The organism is Actinosynnema sp. NPDC002837 (assembly GCF_040295345.1).
Classification (GTDB): Bacteria; Actinomycetota; Actinomycetes; order Mycobacteriales; family Pseudonocardiaceae; genus Actinosynnema.
Window position 1 is genome coordinate 1 of record NZ_JBEOVG010000085.1, and the last position, 22,867, is coordinate 22,867.

Annotated in this window: 21 protein-coding genes; 4 read left to right on the forward strand and 17 right to left on the reverse strand. The window is 71.7% G+C overall.

The annotated features are described in order from the left end of the window. Window positions 1-29: 29 nt before the first annotated feature. Genes ABTZ99_RS36125 through ABTZ99_RS36140 form a run of 4 tightly spaced genes read right to left on the reverse strand, consistent with a single transcriptional unit; the run spans window position 30 to window position 4,476 of the window. Entirely contained in the window at window positions 30-1,421 is a 1,392-nt protein-coding gene (locus ABTZ99_RS36125) for a GH1 family beta-glucosidase (protein ID WP_499617735.1), read from the reverse strand. Next, the gene (locus ABTZ99_RS36130; RefSeq protein ID WP_499617736.1) at window positions 1,418-2,299 is read right to left on the reverse strand and encodes a carbohydrate ABC transporter permease; all 882 of its coding nucleotides are present in this window, start codon (window positions 2,297-2,299) and stop codon (window positions 1,418-1,420) included. Before ABTZ99_RS36130 ends, ABTZ99_RS36125 begins: the two co-directional genes overlap by 4 nt. 9 nt (window positions 2,300-2,308) lie before the next feature. After that, on the reverse strand, window positions 2,309-3,229 hold the full coding sequence (locus ABTZ99_RS36135) for a carbohydrate ABC transporter permease (RefSeq protein WP_498780177.1): 921 nt from the start codon (window positions 3,227-3,229) through the stop codon (window positions 2,309-2,311). Then, window positions 3,229-4,476: an ABC transporter substrate-binding protein gene (locus tag ABTZ99_RS36140; RefSeq protein WP_498780179.1), complete on the reverse strand. Its 1,248-nt coding sequence runs from the start codon at window positions 4,474-4,476 to the stop codon at window positions 3,229-3,231. Before ABTZ99_RS36140 ends, ABTZ99_RS36135 begins: the two co-directional genes overlap by 1 nt. Window positions 4,477-4,748: 272 nt before the next feature. Between ABTZ99_RS36140 and ABTZ99_RS36145 the strand changes: the two genes are divergently transcribed. Then, window positions 4,749-5,783 carry a LacI family DNA-binding transcriptional regulator gene (locus ABTZ99_RS36145; protein WP_498780180.1) on the forward strand — a complete coding sequence of 345 codons (1,035 nt, stop codon included), beginning with the start codon at window positions 4,749-4,751 and terminating at the stop codon, window positions 5,781-5,783. Between the two features lie 10 nt (window positions 5,784-5,793). Here the strand turns inward: ABTZ99_RS36145 and ABTZ99_RS36150 are convergent, their stop codons facing one another. The 3 genes from ABTZ99_RS36150 to icmF form a co-directional block, all read right to left on the reverse strand. After that, window positions 5,794-6,726 (reverse strand): hypothetical protein, encoded by a 933-nt coding sequence (locus ABTZ99_RS36150; protein ID WP_498780182.1) that lies wholly within the window; start codon window positions 6,724-6,726, stop codon window positions 5,794-5,796. Between the two features lie 5 nt (window positions 6,727-6,731). Continuing rightward, a complete protein-coding gene (locus ABTZ99_RS36155; RefSeq protein WP_499617737.1) occupies window positions 6,732-7,073 on the reverse strand; it encodes a hypothetical protein in 342 nt (113 codons plus the stop codon). Window positions 7,074-7,425: 352 nt separating this feature from the next. Next, window positions 7,426-10,665: a fused isobutyryl-CoA mutase/GTPase IcmF gene (gene icmF / locus ABTZ99_RS36160; protein WP_498780184.1), complete on the reverse strand. Its 3,240-nt coding sequence runs from the start codon at window positions 10,663-10,665 to the stop codon at window positions 7,426-7,428. 213 nt (window positions 10,666-10,878) lie between these two features. On the opposite strand from icmF, the gene ABTZ99_RS36165 reads away from it, so the two are divergent. The 3 genes from ABTZ99_RS36165 to ABTZ99_RS36175 all read left to right on the forward strand — a co-directional run bounded on the left by ABTZ99_RS36165 (window position 10,879) and on the right by ABTZ99_RS36175 (window position 13,435). Beyond that, a complete protein-coding gene (locus tag ABTZ99_RS36165) occupies window positions 10,879-11,046 on the forward strand; it encodes a hypothetical protein (protein WP_498780186.1) in 168 nt (55 codons plus the stop codon). 77 nt (window positions 11,047-11,123) lie between these two features. Then, a complete protein-coding gene (locus ABTZ99_RS36170; protein ID WP_498780188.1) occupies window positions 11,124-11,741 on the forward strand; it encodes an alpha-ketoglutarate-dependent dioxygenase AlkB in 618 nt (205 codons plus the stop codon). Between the two features lie 101 nt (window positions 11,742-11,842). After that, window positions 11,843-13,435 (forward strand): cellulase family glycosylhydrolase, encoded by a 1,593-nt coding sequence (locus ABTZ99_RS36175; protein ID WP_498780190.1) that lies wholly within the window; start codon window positions 11,843-11,845, stop codon window positions 13,433-13,435. Window positions 13,436-13,662: 227 nt separating this feature from the next. Here the strand turns inward: ABTZ99_RS36175 and ABTZ99_RS36180 are convergent, their stop codons facing one another. From ABTZ99_RS36180 to ABTZ99_RS36225, 10 genes are all read right to left on the reverse strand, one after another. Then, window positions 13,663-13,836: a CsbD family protein gene (locus ABTZ99_RS36180; RefSeq protein WP_498780192.1), complete on the reverse strand. Its 174-nt coding sequence runs from the start codon at window positions 13,834-13,836 to the stop codon at window positions 13,663-13,665. Window positions 13,837-14,144: 308 nt separating this feature from the next. Next, window positions 14,145-15,212, reverse strand: a complete 1,068-nt coding sequence (locus tag ABTZ99_RS36185; protein ID WP_499617738.1) for an alpha/beta hydrolase — start codon at window positions 15,210-15,212, stop codon at window positions 14,145-14,147. Further along, window positions 15,209-16,330, reverse strand: coding sequence for a serine hydrolase domain-containing protein (locus ABTZ99_RS36190; RefSeq protein WP_499617739.1), 1,122 nt, complete (start codon window positions 16,328-16,330; stop codon window positions 15,209-15,211). Before ABTZ99_RS36190 ends, ABTZ99_RS36185 begins: the two co-directional genes overlap by 4 nt. Continuing rightward, entirely contained in the window at window positions 16,327-17,223 is an 897-nt protein-coding gene (locus tag ABTZ99_RS36195; RefSeq protein ID WP_499617740.1) for a WXG100 family type VII secretion target, read from the reverse strand. The genes ABTZ99_RS36190 and ABTZ99_RS36195 overlap by 4 nt, the downstream gene beginning before the upstream one ends. Next, window positions 17,220-17,543 carry a WXG100 family type VII secretion target gene (locus ABTZ99_RS36200; RefSeq protein WP_499617741.1) on the reverse strand — a complete coding sequence of 108 codons (324 nt, stop codon included), beginning with the start codon at window positions 17,541-17,543 and terminating at the stop codon, window positions 17,220-17,222. The genes ABTZ99_RS36195 and ABTZ99_RS36200 overlap by 4 nt, the downstream gene beginning before the upstream one ends. After that, a complete protein-coding gene (locus tag ABTZ99_RS36205) occupies window positions 17,540-17,887 on the reverse strand; it encodes a YbaB/EbfC family nucleoid-associated protein (protein WP_498780200.1) in 348 nt (115 codons plus the stop codon). Before ABTZ99_RS36205 ends, ABTZ99_RS36200 begins: the two co-directional genes overlap by 4 nt. A 50-nt stretch (window positions 17,888-17,937) precedes the next feature. Further along, complete coding sequence (locus tag ABTZ99_RS36210) at window positions 17,938-18,735, reverse strand: ESX secretion-associated protein EspG (RefSeq protein WP_499617742.1); 798 nt, start codon at window positions 18,733-18,735, stop codon at window positions 17,938-17,940. Beyond that, window positions 18,732-19,079 (reverse strand): hypothetical protein, encoded by a 348-nt coding sequence (locus ABTZ99_RS36215; RefSeq protein ID WP_499617743.1) that lies wholly within the window; start codon window positions 19,077-19,079, stop codon window positions 18,732-18,734. The genes ABTZ99_RS36210 and ABTZ99_RS36215 overlap by 4 nt, the downstream gene beginning before the upstream one ends. After that, on the reverse strand, window positions 19,076-20,416 hold the full coding sequence (locus tag ABTZ99_RS36220; RefSeq protein ID WP_499617744.1) for a hypothetical protein: 1,341 nt from the start codon (window positions 20,414-20,416) through the stop codon (window positions 19,076-19,078). The genes ABTZ99_RS36215 and ABTZ99_RS36220 overlap by 4 nt, the downstream gene beginning before the upstream one ends. 132 nt (window positions 20,417-20,548) lie before the next feature. Next, window positions 20,549-22,831, reverse strand: coding sequence for a helix-turn-helix domain-containing protein (locus ABTZ99_RS36225; RefSeq protein ID WP_499617745.1), 2,283 nt, complete (start codon window positions 22,829-22,831; stop codon window positions 20,549-20,551). Window positions 22,832-22,867 lie beyond the last annotated feature (36 nt).

Below are 22,867 nucleotides of genomic sequence, written 5' to 3' on the forward strand. Positions count from 1 at the left end.
ACGGGCAGATCAGCAGGATGACCCCTCGTTCAGCGATCCTGTTCCGGGTCCGTTCCCGCCGCGGCCGTCCTGGCCCGCTGCTCGGCGACCAGGTCGCGGTACCAGTGGAAGCTCGCCCGTGGCGTGCGGACCAACGTCTCGTAGTCCACGTGCACGAGGCCGAACCGGTGCTTGTAGCCGTGCGCCCACTCGAAGTTGTCCAGGAACGACCAGACGAAGTACCCGCGCAGGTCGACGCCCGCGGTGATCGCGTCGTGGGCCGCCGCGAGGTGGGTGCGCAGGTAGTCGATGCGCTCCTGGTCGACGAAGCCGGGGTTGTCCGGGTACACGCACCCGTTCTCGGTGACGTAGACCGGCGGCAGGTCGGGGTAGCGCTCCTTCAGCCCGACCAGCGTCTGGGTCAGCCCGCCCGGCTCGACCGGCCAGTTCATCGCGGTGCGGGGGACGTCCGGCAGGCGGGTGGTGTCGATGCCGATGTCGATCGACGTGCGGGTGGCCGGGTTCGGGTCGCGGTGCGGCGCGTCGGCCACGTGCTGCCGGTAGTAGTAGTTGATGCCCACGTAGTCCAGCGGCGTGGAGATCAGCTCCAGGTCGCCGTCCCGGCGGAAGGACAGGTCGGTGACGCCCGCGAACGTCTCCTCGTAGTCGTCCGGGTAGCGGCCGGCGAACAGCGGTTCGGTGAACTGGCGGCGCAGCAGCAGGTCGTGCCTGCGCGCCGCGGCGACGTCCGCGTCCGACGAGGTGACCGGGGTCGACGGCGACTGGTTCAGCACGATGCCGAACTCGTGTCCCGGCGTGCCGCGCATGGCCCGCACCGCGAGCCCGTGCGCCACCATCAGGTGGTGCGCGGCGGCGAGGGAGCCGTGGCCCTCCCGCGCGCCGGGCGCGTGCCTGCCCTCGCCGTAGCCGACGATCGAGGACACGTACGGCTCGTTGAACGTCGTCCACTTCGACACCCGGTCGCCCAGGGCGTCGTGCACGACCACCGCGTACTCGGCGAACCGCTCCGCGGTGTCCCGCGACCGCCAGCCGCCCAGTTCCTCCAACGCCTGCGGCAGGTCCCAGTGGTACAGGGTGAGGAACGGCTCGATGCCCCGCTCCAGCAGCCCGTCGACCAGCCGGCGGTAGAAGTCCAGCCCGCGCTGCTCGACCGCGCCGGCGCCGGTCGGCAGGATCCGGGGCCACGCCACCGAGAACCGGTACGCGTCCACGCCGAGCTCGCCGAGCAGCGCCAGGTCCTCCGGCATCCGGTGGTAGTGGTCGCAGGCGACCGCGCCGGTGTCCCCACCGGCGACCGCGCCCGGCACCGAGCCGAACGCGTCCCAGATCGACGGTCCTCTCCCGTCGGCGTCGACGGCGCCTTCGATCTGGTAGGCCGACGTGGCGACGCCCCAGCGGAATCTTTGAGGGAAGTCGGTCATCCTTTGAGAGCTCCTTGCATGATTCCGCCGACGATCTGCCGGCCGAACAGGAGGAACACCGCGAGCACCGGCACGGTGCCGATCGTGGCCGCGGTGAGCACGAGGGTGTAATCGGTGGTGTAGCCGCTGGCCAGGGTGGACAGGGCGGTCTGCACGGTGGGGTTCTCCGGTGGCAGCACGACCAGCGGCCAGAAGAAGTCGTTCCACGCCTGCATGAACGTGAACAGGCCGAGCACGGCGGCGGCCGGGCGGGCGGCGGGCAGCACGACGTGCCAGTACAGGCGCAGTGAGCTGCACCCGTCCATCCGACCGGCTTCCAGCAGCTCGTCGGGCACCGCGCGTTCGAAGTACTGGCGCATGAAGAACACGCCGAACGCGGTGACCAGGCCAGGCACGATGACCGCGTGGAGCTCGCCCGCCCAGCCGAAGTCGCTCATCATCATGTACAGCGGGATGACGCCGAGCTCGGTGGGCACGGCCTGGGTGGCGACGACGAGCAGCATGAGCGCCGACCGGCCGCGGAACTTCAGCTTGGCGAAGGCGAAGCCCGCCAGGGTGGAGAAGAACACCACCGACACGGTGATGGTTCCCGACACGATCAGCGAGTTCGTCATCGCCAGCGCGAAGTCCAACTGGTCGAACACCCGGGAGATGTTGGCGAACAGGTTGCCGCCGGGCACCAGCACCGGCGGCACGCTGTCCACCTTGTCGGGCGTCTGCGACGACACGACGAGCGACCAGTACACCGGGAACGCCGACCCGGCGAGCACGGCGATCAACGCCGCGTAGGTCCACGGTCCGGGCATCCGCAGCATCCCGCGCCGCCGACGGTGCGGCGCGGGCGCGCCGGGCGCCAGCGGTTCGAGCACGGTGGTCATGGTGTCCTCTCAGTCCGTCCGGATGCGGCGCGCGGCCAGGTAGCTCAACCCGGTGATGAGGACCGTCGCGATGACCAGCAGCCAGGCGATGGCCGACGCGTAGCCGAAGTCGAACTTCGAGAAGCCCTGCTCGTAGAGGTAGAGCGCGGCGGTCTGGAACTGCCGGTCCGAGCCGCCGGTCGCGGCGCCCGCGCCGGGGTTGAACAGCAGCGGCTCGGCCAGCAGCCGCATGTTGCCCGCGGTGGCGATCACCGTGGAGAAGATGATCTGCGGGCGCAGCATCGGCACGGTGATCCGCCAGAACTGCTGCCACGCGCTCGCGCCGTCCAGCCGGGCCGCCTCGTACACGCTGCTCGGGATGGCCTGCATGGACGCCAGGAAGATCAGCGCGTGGTAGCCGGTCCAGCGCCACACCACCATCGCGGCGATGGCGGTGTGGGAGCTGCCGGTGCCGGCCTGCCAGTCGATCCGGCCGGCGCCGAACAGCTCCAGCACCCAGTTGATCAGCCCGAAGTCGCGGCCGAACAGCTGCGCGAAGATGATCGTCACCGCCGCCACCGAGGTGATGTTCGGCAGCAGCACGCCCATCCGGAAGAACGTCCGGCCGCGCAGCCGCCGGTTGAGCAGCTGCGCGATGCCGAGCGCGAACAGGATCTGCGGGACGGTGGTGAACAGCCACAGGCTCAGCGTGTTGCCCATCGCGTTCCAGAAGTACGGGTCCGCGGTGAGCAGTTCGACGTAGTTGTCCACGCCGATGAACGTGGCCGCGTCGCCGTCGAGCAGGTTGCGGTCCTGCATCGACACCCACGCGGTGTAGAGCAGGGGGAACAGGCCGAACACCGCGAACAGCAGGAAGTACGGCGCGATGTAGGCGTACGGCGCGTAGCGGATGTCCCACCGGTGGCGGCGTTCGCGCCAGTCCTTCTTCATCAGTCTTCGAGCCTCTTGACGTCGCCGACGAACTGGTCCCAGGACTCGTCCGGGCTCTGCTTGCCCTGCTCGACGCGCTGCATGGCGTTGCCGAGCTCGGTCTGCACGTCACCGGCCTTGGGGCCCTGGTACTGCGGCTTCAACGCGCGGGCGGCGTCGGTGAAGACCTTGCCGACGGGCGCGTTGTTGAAGAACGGGTCGGCCTTTTGGGCGACCGACTGCTCGCTGTAGAGCTTCGGCGCGGACGGGAGCAGGCCCGCGTTGGCGAAGACCTTGGCCTGCTGCTCGGGCGCGGTGAGCCAGGTGACCAGCTCGACGGCCTTGTCGACGTTCTTGCCCTGCTTGGGCACGGTCAGGTACGAGCCGCCCCAGTTGCCGCCGCCGCCGGGCACGGCCGCGAGGTCCCACTTGCCCGCGGTGTCCGGGGCCTGGTCCTTGATCTTGGCCATCATCCAGGCCGGGCAGGCGAGGGTGGCGAACTGGCCCTGCTTGAAGCCGGTGTTCCACTGCGGGGTGCTGTGCAGCAGCCCGGCGGACAGGCCGTCGGCGACGCCCTGCGCGACGAGGTTCCAGCCCTTCTTGATGTCGGCGTTCTCGCCCACGACGATCTTGTCGCTCTTGTCGTAGTAGCCGGTCGGGGCCTGGCCGACGATCGCGTTGAGCACGGTGGGGCCGCCGTCGAAGAACTTGGCGCCGGCCGGGGCCTTGGCGGCGAACTGCTTGCCGGTGGCCATGAACTGCTCCCACGTCGGCCACAGCGCCGAGACCTGGTCGCGGTCCGACGGCAGGCCGGCGGCCTCGAACAGGTCGCGGCGGTAGCAGATGGCCAGGCCGCCGATGTCGGTGCCGTAGCCGATCTGCTTGCCGTCCTTGGACAGCGAGCCCTCCCACTTCCAGTCCAGCCAGCGGTCCTTGATGTCGGACTTCAGCTCGACGAACTGGCCGGGGTTGGCCTTGAACTGGTTGATGTAGCCGACGTCGACGGCCTCGACGTCCGCGGCGCCGTTGTTCGTGGCGAGGTGGGCGGCGAGGTTCTTGTGGTGGTCGGAGTAGGAGGCGGTGCGGTCGGTGATGTCGATGTCCGGGTGCGCCTTCTCGTACTCCTCGAACAGCTGCTGGTAGCCGAAGTTGCCGAACAGCCCGATGGTGATCCTGGTCTTGCCGTCGCCCGCGCCGCTGCCGCAGCCGGTGGCGACCAGGGCGGCGGCCAGCAGGCTCGCGCCGACCAGGGTCGGAGTTCGTCTCATAACGCGGCTCTCCTTCTCCATCAATGAGCGGGCCGTTTTCGGGCACGCCGGACACGCGTTGGGTCGATCCGGGGGTTTCCGGCGAATTCGACCGGGGTTCGCACCCCGCCGCTGTGGTGTACATGACAGCCCCGGCCCGCGACACCGTCAAGTAACGAAACCATAACCTGGCCGTTCCCACGCTTCGACGTTTCCGCAGGTGATACCGTGTCCACCCTGGTCAGGACGCACTGGCTGAGCGGCTGAAACCGGTTACAAAGAAAGGGCGGCAGATGACCACGATCCGTGAGATCGCCCAGCTGTGCGGGGTGTCGGTGGCGACCGTTTCACGCGTTTTCAACCAGCCGCTGACAGTCAGCAAGGAAAAGCGCGAAGTGGTCGAGCGGGTGGCCCGCGAGCTCGACTACCGGCCCAACGAGTCGGCCCGCGCGCTGGCCACGAAGAGGTCCGGGCTGATCGGTTTGGTGTGGGACACCGACCACCGCAGGCCCGGCTGGCGGCACCCGTACCTGCAAGAGTTGCTGATCGGGTTGAAGTCGGCGCTGAGCGCGCACGGCTACCACCTGTTGATGCTCGCCACGAGCGGGTCGGCGGCGCTGCGGGCGGTCGGCGCGTCGCTGGCGGACCCGGTGGCGTACGTGAACATGACCCGGCGGCACCACCTCGGCGGGCTGGTGCTCATCGACAGCGGGTCCGACGCCTCGGCGTTCACCGCGTTCGCCCAGTCCGGGCTGCCGTGCGTGGCGGTGGACGTGGACGTCGACGGGCCGCGGGCGACCTACGTGACGTCGGACAACGTCGGCGGCGCGGCGATGGCGGTGCGGCACCTGGTCGGCGCGGGTCACCGCCGGATCGCCACGATCACCGGGCCGCGGGCCAACCGCCCGGCGGCGGACCGGCTGGACGGCTTCCGCTCGGCGATGGCCGGGGAAGGGCTGGCGGTGCCGCCGGAGTACGTGGTGGAGGGCGACTTCTACCGGCCCAGCGGCCAGGCGGCGATGCGGTCGCTGATCGCGCTGCCCGAGCCGCCGACGGCGGTGTTCTGCGCGAGCGACGAGATGGCGGTCGGCGCGTTGCTCGCGGCGCGCCACGCGGGGCTGCGGGTGCCGGACGAGCTGGCGGTGGTGGGGTTCGACGACATCGAGCTGGCCGCCCTGGTCGACCCGCCGCTGACCACGTTGGCGCAGGACAAGGCGGGGATCGGGGTGGCCGCGGCCCGCGCCGTGCTGACCATGGTGCACGGCGGCGAGAAGCCCGCGCCCGCGTTCCTGCCGACCAAGCTGGTGGTGCGCGCGTCCAGCCGGTGAGCCGCTCCGGTCAGCAGGTCAACGCCGGGGTGCTGTGCGGTGGCCCGAACTCCAGGCGCAACGAGTCGGTGCGGGGCACGACGAACGCGGTGCCGGACGAAGTGCGCCACGTCGCGGGCAGGAACACGTACTGGCCCCCGGACTGCAGCAGCAGCTTCAACCCGTCGTAGCGGTACTTGTGGGCCGCGTCGGGCTGCGCGCACGTCACCTGGCGCACCCCCTCGCCGGTCAGGTTCAGGCTCTCCCCGCTGTAAACGACCAACGCGGGCATCTCCGGCACCCGTGCCTCGGTCTCGGCGCCGCGCCGCGTCCCGACCGCGCTCGAGTAGTCGCCGACCGCCCAGAACAGGCCGATGCTGACCAGCAGGAACGCGGCCACCGACTCCGCGACGCCGAATCCCGCGCCCTTGCGGCCACGGCCCGCCGTGACGCTCCACCGCCGCCACGCGAACGCCAGCAGGACGACGCCGACCGCGAAACCCAGCCCGGGCAGACCGGGGTAGCCGCGGTACGGCTCCGGGTCGACGGTGATCGGCACCGTCACCGCGAGCAGGGCGGCGCCGAGCACGGCGGCCACCGGCGCGCAGACCCGCAGGAACGCCGCCCACCGCCGCGCGGACAGCCGCGTGCGCAGGTAGCGGGCCAGGAAGGTGACGAGCAGGACGGCGATCGCGAACCCCGCCAGCGGCATGAACAGCCCGTCCGCGCCACGCGCCAGGATCTCGTCCGAGGTCTGGCCGAGCAGCGTGTAGTGCACCCGGAAGTGGGCGAAGAACACCTGCGTGGCCACCAGGCCGAAGAAGTACAGCAGGGCCGTGAGCAGGGTGGTGTTCGCGACCACCGACGCCACGATCCGCAGCGCCCGCGGCGGCCCCGTCTGCGGATCGGCCAGGTCGGGCACGGCCGGCGAGGCGGGAGCGGTGACGGTGCGGCGCGTGCTCACCACGCTCACCTACCGGCCGAGGTCTTCGTGACCGTCGTGGTCGTGGTGGTCGTGGTCGTGGTCGTGGTCTTCGTCGACGGACCTCCGGGGTCGACGGTGCCCGACCCGGTGGTGCCGTCGCCAGGGCACTGCGGACCGTGGTAGATGATCACGGTGCCGCCCCGGTCGACTGGGTTGGGCGAGATCTCCGAGATGCAGCCGGTGCTACCGCGCAGCTTCGTGACCACCTTGATGTGGCACCGGCTCGGGCCGCACTGCTCCTCCAACTGGGCCTCGATCGTCCGCTTCTTCTCCTCCGGGCCCTGGGCCAGGCGGCTGGGGTCGTAGCGGATCGGACTGCCGGGCACTCCCGGTTTCCCCGCCGTGGTGGACGAGGGCGCCGGTGGTGTCCCCCGAGTACCCGATTCGCCCCCACCGGGATCCGTCACCTCGGGATCCGTCACCTCGCCCGGCTCGGGTTCGGCCGCGGTGCCCTCCTGGGACGCCTCCGTCGACTGAATCGTGGTGAGCTGCGAGGACACCGGCCTTCCCGGCACGTCGGAACACCCGACGACCACCGCGCAGACCAGCACTGCGAACGATCTTCCGGTCGACCGCCTCATCGGTAACCACCGCCCTGCCATCTCCCTGCGGTTTCACCCATTAGGAGTTTCGGGGCGCGTCCTCGGATACACCGAGTGGACCAGCGTCCACCGCTGATCAGACGTTGCGGCGGTACTGGCCCCCCACCTCGAAGAACGCCTCGGTGATCTGACCGAGCGTGCACACCCGGGCCGCGTCCATCAGCACCGCGAACACGTTCTCCCCCGACGCGGCGGCCTCCTTCAGCCGGCGCAACGCGGGCTCCGCCTCGGCCGCGTGCGCGGCGGCGAACGCGCGCGTCCGCTCGACCTGCGACCGCTTCTCGTCCTCGGTCGCCCGCGCCAGCTCGATGGTCACGTCCTCCCGCTTCCCGTCACCGGGCAGGAAGGTGTTCACCCCGATCAACGGCAGCGAACCGTCGTGCTTGCGCTGCTCGTAGAGCATCGACTCGTCCTGGATCCGGCCGCGCTGGTAGCCGGTCTCCATCGCGCCCAGCACGCCGCCGCGCTCGGAGAGCCGGTCGAACTCCGCCAGCACCGCCTCCTCGACCAGGTCGGTCAGCTCGTCGACCACGAACGAGCCCTGCAACGGGTTCTCGTTCGCCGACAGGCCCCACTCCTTGTTGATGATCAGCTGGATCGCCATCGCCCGGCGCACCGACGACTCCGTCGGCGTGGTGACCGCCTCGTCGTAGGCGTTGGTGTGCAACGAGTTCGTGTTGTCGTACAGCGCGCACAACGCCTGCAGCGTGGTCCGGATGTCGTTGAAGTCCATCTCCTGCGCGTGCAGCGACCGACCGGACGTCTGCACGTGGTACTTGAACTTCTGCGACCGCTCGTTCGCCCCGTACCGCTCGCGCATCGCGATCGCCCAGATCCGCCGCGCCACCCGGCCGATCACGCTGTACTCGGCGTCCATGCCGTTGGAGAAGAAGAACGACAGGTTCGGCGCGAAGTCGTCGACGTCCATGCCGCGCGCCAGGTACGACTCGACGTAGGTGAACCCGTTGGCCAGCGTGAACGCCAACTGGCTGATGGGGTTCGCCCCGGCCTCGGCGATGTGGTAGCCCGAGATCGACACCGAGTAGAAGTTGCGCACCTTCCGCCGGATGAACCACTCCTGGATGTCGGCCATCATCCGCAGGGAGAACTCGGTGGAGAAGATGCAGGTGTTCTGCCCCTGGTCCTCCTTGAGGATGTCCGCCTGCACGGTGCCGCGCACGGTCGACAGCGCCCACGCCTTCAGCTCGTCCGCCTCGGCCTCGGACGGCTCGCGGCCGTGCTCGGCGCGGAACTTGTCGACCTGCTGGTCGAGCACCGTGTTGAGGAAGAACGCCAGGATCGTCGGCGCCGGGCCGTTGATCGTCATCGACACCGACGTGGTCGGCGCGGTGAGGTCGAACCCGTCGTAGAGCGCCTTCATGTCGTCCAGCGTCGCGATGGACACACCGGACGTGCCGACCTTGCCGTAGACGTCTGGCGGGGTGTCGGGGTCGCGGCCGTACAGCGTCACCGAGTCGAACGCGGTCGACAGCCGGGTCGCCTCCGAGCCCTGCGACAGGTACTTGAACCGGCGGTTCGTGCGGAACGCGTCGCCCTCGCCCGCGAACATCCGCGCCGGGTCCTCGCCGTCGCGCTTGAACGGGAACACACCCGCCGTGTACGGGAAGTGGCCGGGCAGGTTCTCCTTGCGCAGGAACCGCAGCAACGTGCCGTCGTCCTCGTAGCGCGGCAACGACACCCGCCGCACCTTGTTGCCGGACAACGTCTCCCGGGTCAGCTTGGTGTGGATCTCCTTGTCCCGCACCCGCACGACCATCTCGTCGCCGCTGTAGGCCTCCACCACCCGCGGCCACGACGCCAGCAGCTCCGCGGACACCGAGTCGACCCGCTCCTGCGCGGACTCCAGCAGCGAGGTGATCGCCGCCGTGTCGTGCCCGGCCCCCGCCAGCTCCTCGCGTGCCGCGCGCAGGTGGGCGACCCGCCGCACCGCGTCCACGTGCGTCTCGGTGGCGCGGTGGTAGCCGCGCACCGCCTCGGCGATCTCGGCCAGGTACCGCACCCGCGTGGGCGGCACCACGGTCGCCGCCGACGTCGACACCTTCCCGGTCACCACCGGCAGCACGCCCTCGGCCACGTCCAGGCCGCGTTGCGCCAGCTCGCCGCGCAGGTGCTGGTACAGGGCGGTCACGCCGTCGTCGTTGAACGTCGCCGCCGACGTGCCGAAGACCGGCATCTCCTCCCACGAGGCGCCGAAAGCCTCCCGGTTGCGCACCAGCTGGCGAGCCACGTCGCGCCGCGCGTCCTCCGCGCCGCGCCGCTCGAACTTGTTGATCGCGACCGCGTCCGCGAAGTCCAGCATGTCGATCTTCTCCAGCTGCGACGCGGCGCCGAACTCGGGCGTCATCACGTACAGCGAGAAGTCGACGAACGGCACGATCGCCGCGTCGCCCTGGCCGATGCCCGGCGTCTCCACCACGACCAGGTCGAACCCCGCCGCCTTGCACGCCAGGATCGCGTCACCCAGGCCGTCGGGCACCTCCGAGCCCGCCCGGCGGGTCGCCAGCGAGCGGAAGAAGACGCGGTCGCCGTCCAGGCAGTTCATCCGGATCCGGTCGCCGAGCAGCGCGCCGCCGCCACGACGACGCGTCGGGTCGACCGCCAGCACCGCCACGCGCAGCTTGTCCTGCTGGTCCAGCCGGAACCGGCGCACCAGCTCGTCGGTCAGCGACGACTTGCCCGAACCACCCGTTCCGGTGATTCCCAGCACCGGCACCGAGCGCTCGCCCGCGACGTGGACCATCCGGTCGCGCACGTCCGCCGGCAGCACGCCCGCCTCGATCAGCGTGATCGCCCTGGCCAGCACGTCCTCGTCGCCGGTGAACAGCCCGTCCCACGACGACGGTCGGCGCTCGGCCAGCGGCTCGTCGCACGCCTCCACCATCGTGTTGATCATGCGGGCCAGGCCGAGCTCCTGCCCGTCGGCGGGCGAGAAGATCCGCGCCACGCCGCGCGAGTGCAGCAGCTCGATCTCCTCCGGCACGATCACGCCGCCGCCACCGCCGAAGACCTTGATGTGCTCCGCGCCGCGTTCGGCGAGCAGTTCGACCAGGTAGCTGAAGTACTCGACGTGCCCGCCCTGGTAGGCGCTGATGGCGATGCCCTGCACGTCTTCCTGCACGGCCGCGGCGACGACCTCGCGCACCGACCGGTTGTGGCCCAGGTGCACCACCTCGACGCCCTGGGACTGCAGGATCCGACGCATGATGTTGATCGCGGCGTCGTGCCCGTCGAACAGGCTGGCCGCGGTCACGAAGCGGACCGGGTGCAGCGGGGTGTGCAGCGGGGCAGCGGTCACGACTGGCTCCTTCGGCAGCGCGGAACTGCGTCCAGATTACTAGGACATCCGTCTATCGGAAGTACTAGTGAGTTGTGCGACAGGTCACCCGAGGCACCGAGAACCCGGACAAATCGGGCCTATCCGACCGACGTCGATCGTTTTCGCAACCCTGGCCGTACCCCTCTCCGAACACGCGTGTAACTTCCGTCCAAACGGGGTAGAGGATCTTCCATGAGCAGCACACCTATCTACGACGAGCTGGCCGCCATCCTGCTCGCCGACCACCCGGGCACCGCCGATGCGGCCGTCGCCGGGAAGCCGCAAACCGAGTCAGCCGATGAGCCGTCCAAGCAGGTCCGCACCGGTGGCCGTCGTCGCAAGCCCGAGCCGGATGCCTGATCTTTTTTAGTCAGCACTGAAGCTATAGAGCTTGTTGGGGTCGAACGGGTGTTCGACCCTCGGGTTATGCTGACCTCATGCAGGTGTCGCTGTTCGACGACGGCGCCGAGGCCCCGGCGCTGCGCCCGCTGACCGGTGTGCGGCGGACCGAGCTGGGCGACGGTGCGTGGGTCGACGTGCTGCCCGGCTGGCTGACCGGCGCGGACGCGTTGTTCCGACGCCTGGTCGCCGAGGTGCCCTGGCGGGCCGAGCGCAGGCAGATGTACGAGCGCGTGGTGGACGTGCCGCGCCTGCTCTGCTTCTACGGCGAGGACGCGCCGCTCCCCGATCCCGTGCTGACCGCGGCGCGGGACGGGTTGAGCGCCTGGTACGCCGAGGAGCTCGGCGAGCCGTTCCGCACGGCGGGCCTGTGCTACTACCGCGACGGCCGCGACTCCGTGGCGTGGCACGGTGACACGATCGGGCGAGGTTCGACCGAGGACACGATGGTGGCGATCGTGTCCGTCGGGGCGCCGCGCGCGCTGGCGTTGCGTCCGCGCGGCGGCGGGGCGACCCTCCGGTACGCGCTCGGCCACGGCGACCTGATCGTCATGGGCGGGTCGTGCCAGCGGACGTGGGAGCACGCCGTGCCCAAAGCGGGCAAAGCGGTCGGACCGCGCGTCAGCATCCAGTTCCGCCCGCGCGGCGTGCGCTGATCACCTGGAATTCTGCTGCTTGTGGAGCATGACCGCCGTCACTACCCTCCCTCTGGGAGCGCTCCCAGAACGCGTTGCGAACATCCTCAAAGGAGAGCGGTATGCGGCAACGGAGATCCATCTTCGGCGCTCTGCTGGCGGCTGCGGTAGCCGTCAGCGGGGTCGTCGCGGTGGCGACGGCGGGACAGGTCACGGCGGCCCCGGCCGGTGGTTACCTGCACACCGCGGGCAGCAAGATCGTGGACAGCACCGGCGCGACGGTCCGGCTGACCGGCATCAACTGGTTCGGCATGGAGACCGACAACAAGACCTTCCACGGGCTGTGGTCCAACCGCACGTGGAAGCAGCAGCTCGACCAGATGGCCTCGCTCGGCTACAACACGCTGCGCGTGCCCTTCTCCAACGACGCGCTCAAGCCGGGCGCGACGGCGTCGGGCGTCAACGACTTCACCAACCCCGACCTGGTCGGGCTGTCGCCGTTGCAGATCCTGGACAAGGTCATCGAGTACGCGGGCCAGAAGGGGATGCGCATCATCCTCGACCGGCACCGCCCGACCAGCGCCGGGCAGTCCGCGCTCTGGTACACCGCGACCGTGCCGGAGAGCACCTGGATCGACGACTGGAAGATGCTCGCGCAGCGGTACGCGGGCAACACCACCGTGATCGGCGCCGACCTGCACAACGAGCCGCACGCCGAGGGGACCAACCCCAACGCCACCGGCGCGTGCTGGGGCTGCGGCGTGGTGGCGCGCGACTGGCGGCTGGCGGCCGAGCGGGCGGGCAACGCGATCCTGTCCGTGCAGCCGAACTGGCTGATCTTCGTCGAGGGTGTGAGCTGCCCGAGCGGCGGGCTGTCCGACACGTGGGACAACGACCCGTCCAACGACGAGGACTGCGGCTGGTGGGGTGGCAACCTGTCCAAGGCGGGCGAGTTCCCGGTGCGCTTGGACGTGCCGAACCGGCTGGTCTACTCGCCGCACGAGTACGCGACCTCGGTGTTCGAGCAGAAGTGGTTCAACGCGCCGGACTTCCCGGCGAACATGCCCGCCATCTGGGACAAGTACTGGGGCTACCTCCACAAGAGCAACACCGCGCCGTTGATGATGGGCGAGTTCGGGTCGACGCTGGCCAACCCGAAGGACAAGGTGTGGCTGGAGAACCTGATGGCCTACACCGGCAAGGGTGTCGACGGCATCTCGTTCACGTACTGGTCGTGGAACCCGAATTCCGGGGACACGGGCGGGATCGTGGGTGACGACTGGACCACGGTGAACCAGGCCAAGCAGTCCATCCTGCAGCCGTACCTGATCCCGCCGACCGGTGGGACCACTACGACGACCACGACCACTACCACTACTACTACGTCCGGGGGCAACGGCTCGGGGGCGTGCAAGGTCGCGTGGCGGCAGGACAACGCGTGGCAGGGCGGCTTCCAGGGTTCGTTGACGGTGACGAACAGCGCGACGAGCGCGGTGAACCCGTGGAAGGTGGTGTTCACGCTGCCGACCGGTGCGACCATCGGCAGCGGGTGGAACGGGACGTTCAGCCAGACCGGGTCGACCGTCACCGTGACCGCGCCGTCGTACGCGCCGTCGTTGGGTGCGGGTGCTTCGGTGTCGCTCGGGTTCACCGCGAACGGCACCGCTGGGGCGCCGACCGGCGTGACGCTGGGCGGAGCCGCCTGCACGGCGTGACGCCGGGGCGGGGCCGCCTGTGTCGCATGGCATCGGGCGGCGCCGCCGTGCGTCGCATGACACCAGGCGGCGCCGCCGTGCGTCGCGTGACCGGGGGGCGGCGCGGCCTGCACGGCGTGACGCCCTGAGCTCGCCGCGAAACGCGGCGCGGCGGGTGCCCGGGTTGCTACCCGGACACCCGCCGCGCTGGACGCGAGCCAGCGTTTGACCGCTCGGCCCCTGAACGCTCAGTCCTTGAACGCGTCCTTGACCTTCTCGGCCGCCTGCTTGAGGTTGCCCTTGACCTGCTCACCCCGGCCCTCGGCCTCCAGGTCGGGATCGTCGGTCGCACGACCGGCCGCTTCCTTCGCCTTGCCCTTGACTTCGTCGGCCTTGGCGTCGAACTTGTCGTCGATACCCATGACGCCCGGATACCCCCGCCGGGACCGGGGAAACGGCCGACGGTCGCGATCATCGCGGCGGTGGTCGGGGTGGCGGTCGGGGCGGTGGGTGGGTAGGCCGGTGGTTGCTCGCGGACCTCTTTGTTTCAACCGACGTTTCAGGGCAATGGTAACGGCGTCTTTTTTGATCGTCGGCGGCAAGATCACCCGATCGTGGAGCCCGTGATCAGGAAAGGTGCAGGTCAGGGTTGGGATGAAGAGTTGGTCCCACGTGTTGCGGCGTCGTCACCGGACCTCGGCGGTGGTCCGGTGACGACGCGGTGGTTCGGCTACGGGTGGGTGAGGCTGCCCATCAGCAGGTCCACGAAGTGGTCCATGTCGGCCAGCAGGCACGGCAGTTGGGCGTGCTTGCCCGTGCAGCCCTCCGCCCACCCGCTGCCGTCGCCGTAGTCGACGAACGTGTGCGGGATGCCGGCCGCGACGAGATGATCCCGGGTCACGATGTTGGTCGCCCAAGCCCGGTTCTCGATCACGGCTTGCACCGGGTTCACGGTGAGGTCCCCGCCGTTGCCCGTGTACATCGCGACGCCCATCCCCCGCAGCGGACCCACGTGCTGCGCCGGGCTCTCCCGGTTCCACCCGCCGTCCAGCGGCCAGATCGGCGGACCGAAGATGGACTCCACCGGAACGGTCGGTGTGCCGCTGCCCGGCAGTTGGGTGGACGCCAGGACGGCCGCGCGCTGCTCCTGGCTCAACAGGTCGAGCCCGCCGGAGAAGGAGCCGACGTAGCCGAACAGGTCCGGCCGGTGCTCGGCGTAGTGGAACGCGCCGAACCCGCCCATCGAGTGACCCGAGATCGCCCGCCCGTCACGACGCGCGATGGTCCGCAGGTTGGCGTCCACGAACGGGATCACCTGGTCGAGGTGGAAGGTTTCCCAGTTCTGCGGGCCGAGCGCGGCGGGCGGGTAGAGCCAGTTCGTGTACCAACCCCGCCCGGAACCGTTGGGCGCCACCGTGATCAGCGGGACGCCGACCGTGGTCTCCTCGAACATCCGCTGGTTCGCCACGGTGTTCGGGCGGTCCGGGTGGCCGTGCAGGTGGTACTGCACGGGGTAGCGGGTGGCGGCGGCCTGGTCGTAGCCCTCCGGCAGCGTCACCATGATCGCGTGCTCGCCGGAGACCTGCCCCTCCATCACCGAGTACGCCGGCACCTGGGCGGTGCGCACGGTGAACACGAACGTCCGCTCGTTGCCGTCCACCCACGCCGGCTGGCTCACCACGGTCAGCCCGTGCCCGTCGACGAACACCGGAGGCCCGCCCGCCGCCGACGCGGTGGCACTCGCGCCGGACAGGCCGAGCGCACCGGCCGCGGCGAGCGCGGTCAGTCGCCGGATCACGCCGCCCCCTCGCACAACGCCGAGTCCAGCACCTCGACCGAGACCGGCCGGGAGCTGACCACGTTCCCGTTGGTGACCAGCGACGCGAACCGGCCGTCGTCGGTGGTCAGGGTGATCGAGTAGTGGCCGTTGGACAGCGCGCCGTTGTGGCCCCACGCCTCGCCGCCGCACGTGAGGTCCACCTTGAGCAGCGCGAGCCCGTACGAGTGGTCGGGCGCGATGGTCCGGCGCATCTCGGCGAGCGATGCCGCCGAGACGACCTTCCCGTCGAGGAGCGCGCCGTAGAACTCGGCCAGGTCGTCCAACGTGGACGCCATCGCGCCGGCGGTGCTCCAGAGGGTCAGCTCGGTGTTCGTGGTGCCCTCGGCCCAGAAGAAGAACGGGCCGACCCGGCCGCCGACGTAGCCGGGCAGGTACGGGTCGGCCAGCGCCCGCGTCCCCGGCGCGGGGAACGACGTGCTCGTCAGCCCGAGCGGCGTGATGACCCGTTCGGTGATCGCGTCGCGGGCCGACCGGCCGGTGACGCGTTCGATCAGCAGGCCGAGCACGAGGAAGCCGACGTTGGAGTACCCGAAGCCGGCGCCGGGCGCGAACTGGGCGGGTTCGTCCATGGCGGAGCGGACCAGTTCGGCCAACGCGTAGCCGCCGTCCGGGTTGGCGGCGGCGTCGCGGACGTCCCGGACCATGCCGCTGGTGTGCTGCAGGAGCTGGCGGACCGTGATGACGTCGCCGTCGTAGTTCCCGGTGACCACGCCGGGCAGGTAGTGCCCGATCGGCGCGTCCAGCGCGACGCGGCCCTCCTCCACCAGCTGCAGCACCACCGCCGCCGTGAACGTCTTGGTCTGGCTGCCGATCCGGAAGTGCTCGGTGGACGTGATCGGGCGGTTCTGGCCGATCTTGGCGGTGCCGCTGCTCAACGTCCACGCCTGCGTGTCGTCACCGGCGTGAACGGCCACGCCGGGTCCGGCCTGCGCCTGGTAGCGGTCGAGCACGGCCTGGGTCGCGGCGTGGTCGTCCTGCGCGGCGACAGCGGTCGCGGGCGTGGTGATCGCGGCCGTGACGGCGAGGACGACACCGCCGGCGACGCCGGTGAGCAGGCGACGGGGCTTGCCGGTCATGCGAGCTCCTCCGTGGTCGACGTGGCCGACGTGGTCAGGGCGGGTTCCTCGTCGTCGGGCACGGCGGTCTTGTCCGACCCGCCGCTCGGCTTCGCGCCGGGAGACGCGCCCGCCTGGCTCTGCTCGCCGATGAACGACACGACCTCCTTCACGACCTTGAGCACCCCGAGCGCGCCCTCGACCAGCTTGATCAGGTTCTCGCCGCTGGCCAGCAGCTCGGCCAGCTTGCCCGCGATCTTCCCGCCGTACTCGACGGCGATCTGCACGCACTGCGGGATCGCCGCCGCGAGGCTGCCCCCGAACGTGGCCGGCGCCGCGGCGAGCGCCTGGGTGATGATCGGCGTGATCTTGGCGATCGCCTCGGTGATCAGCTGGGTCACGGCCGCGACGACCTTGGCCACCACCTCGCCGGCCGCGATCATCGCCTTGCCCGAGGTCAGCGCGGTCTCCCCGATCGAGAGGATGCCGTCGGCCAGCTCCGTGCCCGCCTTCAGGTAATCCGTCCCGGCCTGGCCGGACCACTCGCTGGTCTCCTGTCGCGCGGACGAGCGGTACTCCTCGGCCACGGACGTCGCGTCCTGGCCGGCCGAGCCGAACTCCCCCGCCCCGGCGGAGACGGCGTCCGGGTCGCCGCGCAGCTGGTCGAGCGGCTCCTCCAGGAACGAGATCATCGGGGTGAGGAACCCGACGCCCGCGCCGTCCAGGGCGGACAGCGGACGTTCGGTGGAGTTCATCGTGCCGATCGGCGCGTCCGGGTCGCCGGCGAGCCCGCCCGACACCCACTCCTTGCTGTCGACGGCGGCGCTGACGGACCGGAGCTCGGCCAGCAGCGCGGCGATCCGGCCGGCGTCCGGCGACGGCGCCTCGGCCTCGGTGCGGGGCAGTGCGGTCACCACCGGCCGACCTCCGTCCCGATGCCGGTCAGCACGGCGGAGCTGTCGTCGTCGGTGCGCTGGTAGCCGTCGGCCACCTGCCGCAGGCCGCCGCTGACCTGGTCCACGGCGGACGCGACGTGGCCGAACGCGTCCAGCGTGGTGGCCATCGCGCCGCCGAGCCCGGCGGTGAGGAACCCGGCGAACGAGCCGAGCGACTGCTCCCCCAGCGCGTCGGGCAACCGGGTGCCCGACGCGGCGAGCCGGTCGGCGTAGCCCGCGAGCCTGCCCGCGTGCCCGCGCAGCTGCTCGGGGTCGACGGTGAAGTCGCCCCGGCTCATCGCACGACCTCCGCGGGCAGGTGCTCGGTGATCCGCTCCAGCGCCTCGCCCTCACCGAGGTAGCCGGACATCACCTCCGCCATCCGCGCGCCGGCCAGCCGCTGCGCCTCGCGCGCGGTGGCGACGATGAGCACGGACAGGGCGTCCGCCTCCAGCCTGCGTGCCGCGGGCGTCACCGTGACGTCGTCGAGCACCCCTCCGGCGTTCACGGTCACGCTGACCTCGCCCCGCGGCGAGGTCGCGGTCGCGCCCACCTCGCGCAGGCTCGCGCTCGCCGCACGGGCGCCGTGCGCCGCGCGTTCGAGGCGCTCGCGGTAGTCCGCCAGCCACTGCGTCGGATCCATGGTCCTCCCCTTCCCTCGGTTACTGGTGGTCCTGCTGGTCGGCCCGGCCACTAGGCGCGGGCGACCGACGCGGTCTCGCCGAGCAGGCGGACGAGTTCGCCGTGCCGCAGCGGGTTGACGCTCACCCAGCCGGCGTCGCCGCGATCGACCCGCAGCCGACCGCGCACGCCGTCCAGCCACGACACCTCGTGCGGCCGGGTGACGGCGTCGCCGGTCCGGCGGACGACGCCGAGCTGTCCCCGGCCCGCCACCGCCGGGAACAGGGCGACCAGCCGGTCGACCACGGCCTCGTCGCCGCCGCGGGCGCGGACCAGCTCGCGCACGTGCCGCCGGGCGACCGGGTCGCCCTCGGGGTCGCCGAACATCCGCAACGCGTCCTCGACCACGCCCGGCGGCAACGTGATCGGCATGGTCGAGGCCGCCCGCACCTCGGGGATCAGCCCGGCGAGCTCGTCGGCCAGCCCGGTGGCGGGCACCGCCGTCACCCGGACCGCGCTCCCCCGCTCGTCGAGGGGCGTCTGGCGGCACACCACCGCCCGGTCCCGGTAGACCATGGCCACCGCGCCGGTGACCTCGTCCGTGCCGACGACCACCAGGTCGACCGCGCCCCGGTACTCCCGCAGCGCGGTGACCAGCTCCTCGGCGACTCCGACCGGTCCGGTCGCGGTGGCGAGGCCGCGGTCGCACAACGCGCGCCCGGCGGCGGCCAGCAGCTCGTCGCGCTCGTGGGCGAACCGGCCGACCGACGGCACCCGCAGCGGGAACGGGAAGGCGACGCCGGCGTGGGTGGCGAGCAGGTCCAGTTCGACGGGCTCGAAGACGGCCTCGTGCTCGATCGCGGCGGTCACCTCGCGGCCCCGTCCGACCGCTCGCCCGCCGCGCGCACGGCCGACCCGGCGTCGTCGTCCACCTCGGTGTAGGCGGCCTTCACGTCGGCCAGCAGCTGCCGGAACGCCACCACCTCGCGCTGCGCCGCGCTCACCTCGCCGGCCAGCCCGGACTCCCCCGCCGCCGCGCGCAGCCGTGACGCCAGCTCCACCGCCGGCGGCGCGGTGCCGAGCATCGGCTGGCGTTCGGCGAGCCGGCTCACGGCCGTCACCAGGTCGCCGGTCAGGTCGCCCAACCTGGTCAGCGTGGCGATCCGGTCCTCGATGAGGTCGAGCTCGACGTGGTACCCCTGGCCCGCGTTCACGGCTGTGCTCCCGTCGTCTGGCCGATGACCGCCGGGCTCACCGGCGTGTCCACGGTGAACAGCCCGTGGTCGATGGTCGGCATCCGGTTCTCGTGCGGCTCGTCGTCGCCGCCGTTCGGGCGGCCACCGACCGGCGGCGCCATGGCGGCCTGCGTCGTGTTGCGGGCGGCGGTGTCGCCGGCGAGCGGTCCGACCGGCACGCCGAGCGCACCGGCCGCGCCGGGCAGCACACCGACCCGCGCACCGGGACCGAGCGGCACGCCGTGACCGGCGGACGGCGCGGAACCGAGGGCCGAACCCGTGCCCGCCCCGATCGCCACCCCCGAGCCGCCGCCTCCGAGGAGACGGGTCCACGGCACACCCGCGCCACGCGCGCCTGTCGTCGGGCCGGGCGGCACCCCACCGGCCGCCGGTCCGCTCGCGCTGGTCAGCTGGGAGGCGGGCGGGATCGCGCCCCGTGCCCCGTCGATCAGCTTGCTGCCGCCGACGAGGCTCGACTCGTAGGCCTGCATGGCGCGCACCGCGTTGGCCTTCTGCTGGTCCAGGGTGGACGCGCCGAAGTAGAAGCTGAACCCGGCCCCGCCCACCGCGCCGAACGCGGTGCCCGTGCTGGAGGCTGTGGTGGTCCCGGTCGGGGCGAACATCGTGGCGAAGTTCGGCACCGACGAGGTGAAGGTCGGTATCGACGAGGTGAAGGTCGGTATCGACGAGGTGAAGGTCGGTACGGGTGGCGGCGGCGGGAACGACATGGTCGGGAACGTCGACCCGGCGGGCCCGGTCGGGAACGTCAACGCGGCCGGCGCCGTCGGGAAGGCCGGCGGCGCCGGTGCGGGCGGCAGCGGCGGCACGGCGGGCAGCGGTGGTGCGGTCGGCATCGTCGGCGGCGCGAAGCCCGGGAACGCCGTGGCGAACGCGGACCGCGTGGTGGTCCCCTGATCGGAGGCCGGCTGGTCACCGGCCGACGGGTCGGCGGGCGCGGCCGGTGGTGGCGGCATCATGGCCCTCGCCCTGGCCAGCGCGTCGGCGGCCTCCTGCGCCGCGCGCTGCCCCGCGTGCGCCAGCTCGCTGATCTTCTCCACCCGGGCGGCCAGCGCGGCCAGCCGGTCGGCCGCTTCCTCCGCCGCCGGGCCGTGCCAGCCGTCGAGCAGCGCGACCCGCTGCTCCCGCAACACCTGGGCGTGCGTGTCCAACGCGACGCGGTGCTGCGCCCACTCGGTGGCGACCACGCTGACGTCCCCGACGTCCGCGTCCTGCCACAGCATCCGGTACAGCTCCTCGTGGCTGTACGCCTCCCAGTTCACCGCGCCCGTCGTCGGCGTCGGTTCCTCTTCGGACATCCGCTCGTCCCCCTCCCACAGTCGGTCCCGCCGACGACGCCCATGCTGGCGACACGGGGGCGGCCATCGACAGGCCGTGGAGCGGCCATCTATGGCCGGTACCTGTGAGCTGGGAAAACAGACCGTTCAAGGTCAAGAACGGTCGCGGTAGGCCTCGGCCAGGTGATCTTGGAGACGGGCGTGGCGGAACTGGTAGACCGCGCCCGCACGGCGCAGCACGCCCCGCCGATAGGCGTCGTCGAGGAACGCGCGCACGGCCCAGGGCACTCGACCGGTCAGCGGCAGCCAGATGCGGGCGAACACGACCCACTGGCCCCACGCCGTCATGCTGATCAAGTAGCCGAGCCCGCCACCGAACCCGCCGACGAGACCGAACAGGAGACCCGCCAAGCCGGGCCAGCTGATCACGATCCCGAACGGCCCGCCGCCCGGCAGCGACATCAACGCCGTCGCGATGAGCCAGCTCGTGGCCGAGAAGAACACCGCGAACAGGGGCCCGAACAGCGCGAGCTGCAGCAGCACGGTCCTGCGGTTGGCGTCGAGCAGGCCGGCCGGGCTCGCCGCGGCACGGATGTCCTGCGGCGACTCGCCCGCGGCGATCAGCCCGAAGGCGAGCGCCGCGCCGGACCCGAAGACCACGGTGAACACGCCGGCGTCGACGAGGACCATCGCCGGTGTCACAGGGTAGCCCCTGACCAGCCACTTCACCAGGATCATCACCGTGCCGTAGGAGCAGCCGACCAGCGCGCCGAACAGCAGGCCCATCCGGGCCCGGAGCCGCACCCGCGGCCACTTCACCCCCGCACCCGCCCGCAGCCGCAGTCGGAACCGGACCGGTTCGAGCGGCTGGACGCGCGCCAGGTGCCCGTGCACCAGCCCGAACGGCACACCGGCGAGCAGCGCGACCACCACGCCCAGGCCCAGCAGCTCGGCGGACACCGACCCGATCACGGCGCCCTCGACCACCACGTCGCCCAGCCAGACACCGGCGAACACGACGAGCGCGACCACCAGCGCCCTGACGCGCCGGCTCATCGAGGTGCCGAGCTGCCACCAGGCCAGGTCGTGCGTGCCGAGCCGGGTCAGGTGGTCGGCGAGGTGGCCGAGCCAGTGCCGGACGTGCTCGACGTCGTAGGCCCGGACGCCGCGCCGTTCCTGGTAGACGGCCGGCACGAAGCCGCCGAGCAGGTGCCGTTCGATCGCGTCACGGCCGCCGAACCGGTCCGCGTCGACCAGCTCCGCCGGGTCGTGGCCGGGTGTGTCGCTGTAGATCCGGCGGGCCAGCGCCACCATCAGCGGTGTGGTCAGCACGGCCGCGAGGGCACCGTCGGGCTGGTCCCGCACGTGGTCCAGCACCGGCTGCCAGACGTTGCCGGCGTCACCGGCCTGCCCGGTGGTGCGCGGCAGGTAGTCGGCGACGTCGGCCAGGGCGAGGTCGACCAGCTCCACCGCGCCCGCCGCCCGGAGCACGCCGGTGGCCCGCACCGCCGCCCGGTACTCGTCGACCCGGCTGGTCAGCAGCAGCGGCAGGGTGGTGGCGTTCAACGCGGCCAGCGCCGCCCGGTGCAGGCCGCCCGCCACCTCGTCGAACCCGTCCAGCACGGGCAGCACGCGGTGGGCGTCGACCAGCGCGGCGGCCAGCGTGGACCCGCCCGGCCCCGGCGCGGCCAGGCCGGGGTGGTCGCGCACCAGCTGCTCGGCGAGCCAGTCCCGCAGCTCGGTGCGGACCGGGTTCCACGAGCCGAGGCCGAAGATCACCGGCACCGGGTCGGCCGGCGCGCGGACGGCCAGCAGGTCGAGCACGAACCGCGTGGTGAGGATCGTCTTGCCCGCGCCCGCCCGGCCGAGCACGATCAGCCGGGACGACGGTATCCGCCGGTAGACCTCCACCACCTGGTCGATCCGCCCGGAGAGGTCCAGGGGGCGCGCGGTCTGGCCCGGCTGCGCCAGCCGGATGTTCGCCCAGCTGTCCCGCAACGCGTCGGGCGCCGGTCGCCAGCGGACGGGCAGCGGCACGGGGTCGTGCACCTGCTGCTGCTCCTCTTCCCGTCGCCACCGGGCGTGCACGGCGTACGCGAGCGCGTCCGTCGCCTCGACCAGCGGATCGGCGCCGAGGGTCGGCGCGGGCGACCGGCGCGTGCCGCCGCCGTGCCCGACCCGCACGGGCACGTCCTCGTCCGGGTCGGCGGGCTCGGCGTGGCCGGCGGCGGTGAACAGCTCGGCGCGCTCGGCGCCGTCCAGGCTCAACGCGTCGGCCAGCAACCGCACCGTGCGCACCTGGGGGTTGCCGCGCTGTCCGGTCTCCAGGCCGCGGACGGTGCGGACACCGAGCCCGGCGCGCTCGGCCAGGTCGTCCTGGCTCAACCCGGCCCGCTGCCGCCAGCGCCGCAGCAGAGCGCCGAACCGGCTCGTCACACCCAACCCCCACCGTCACGCACGCCGAACGCACGC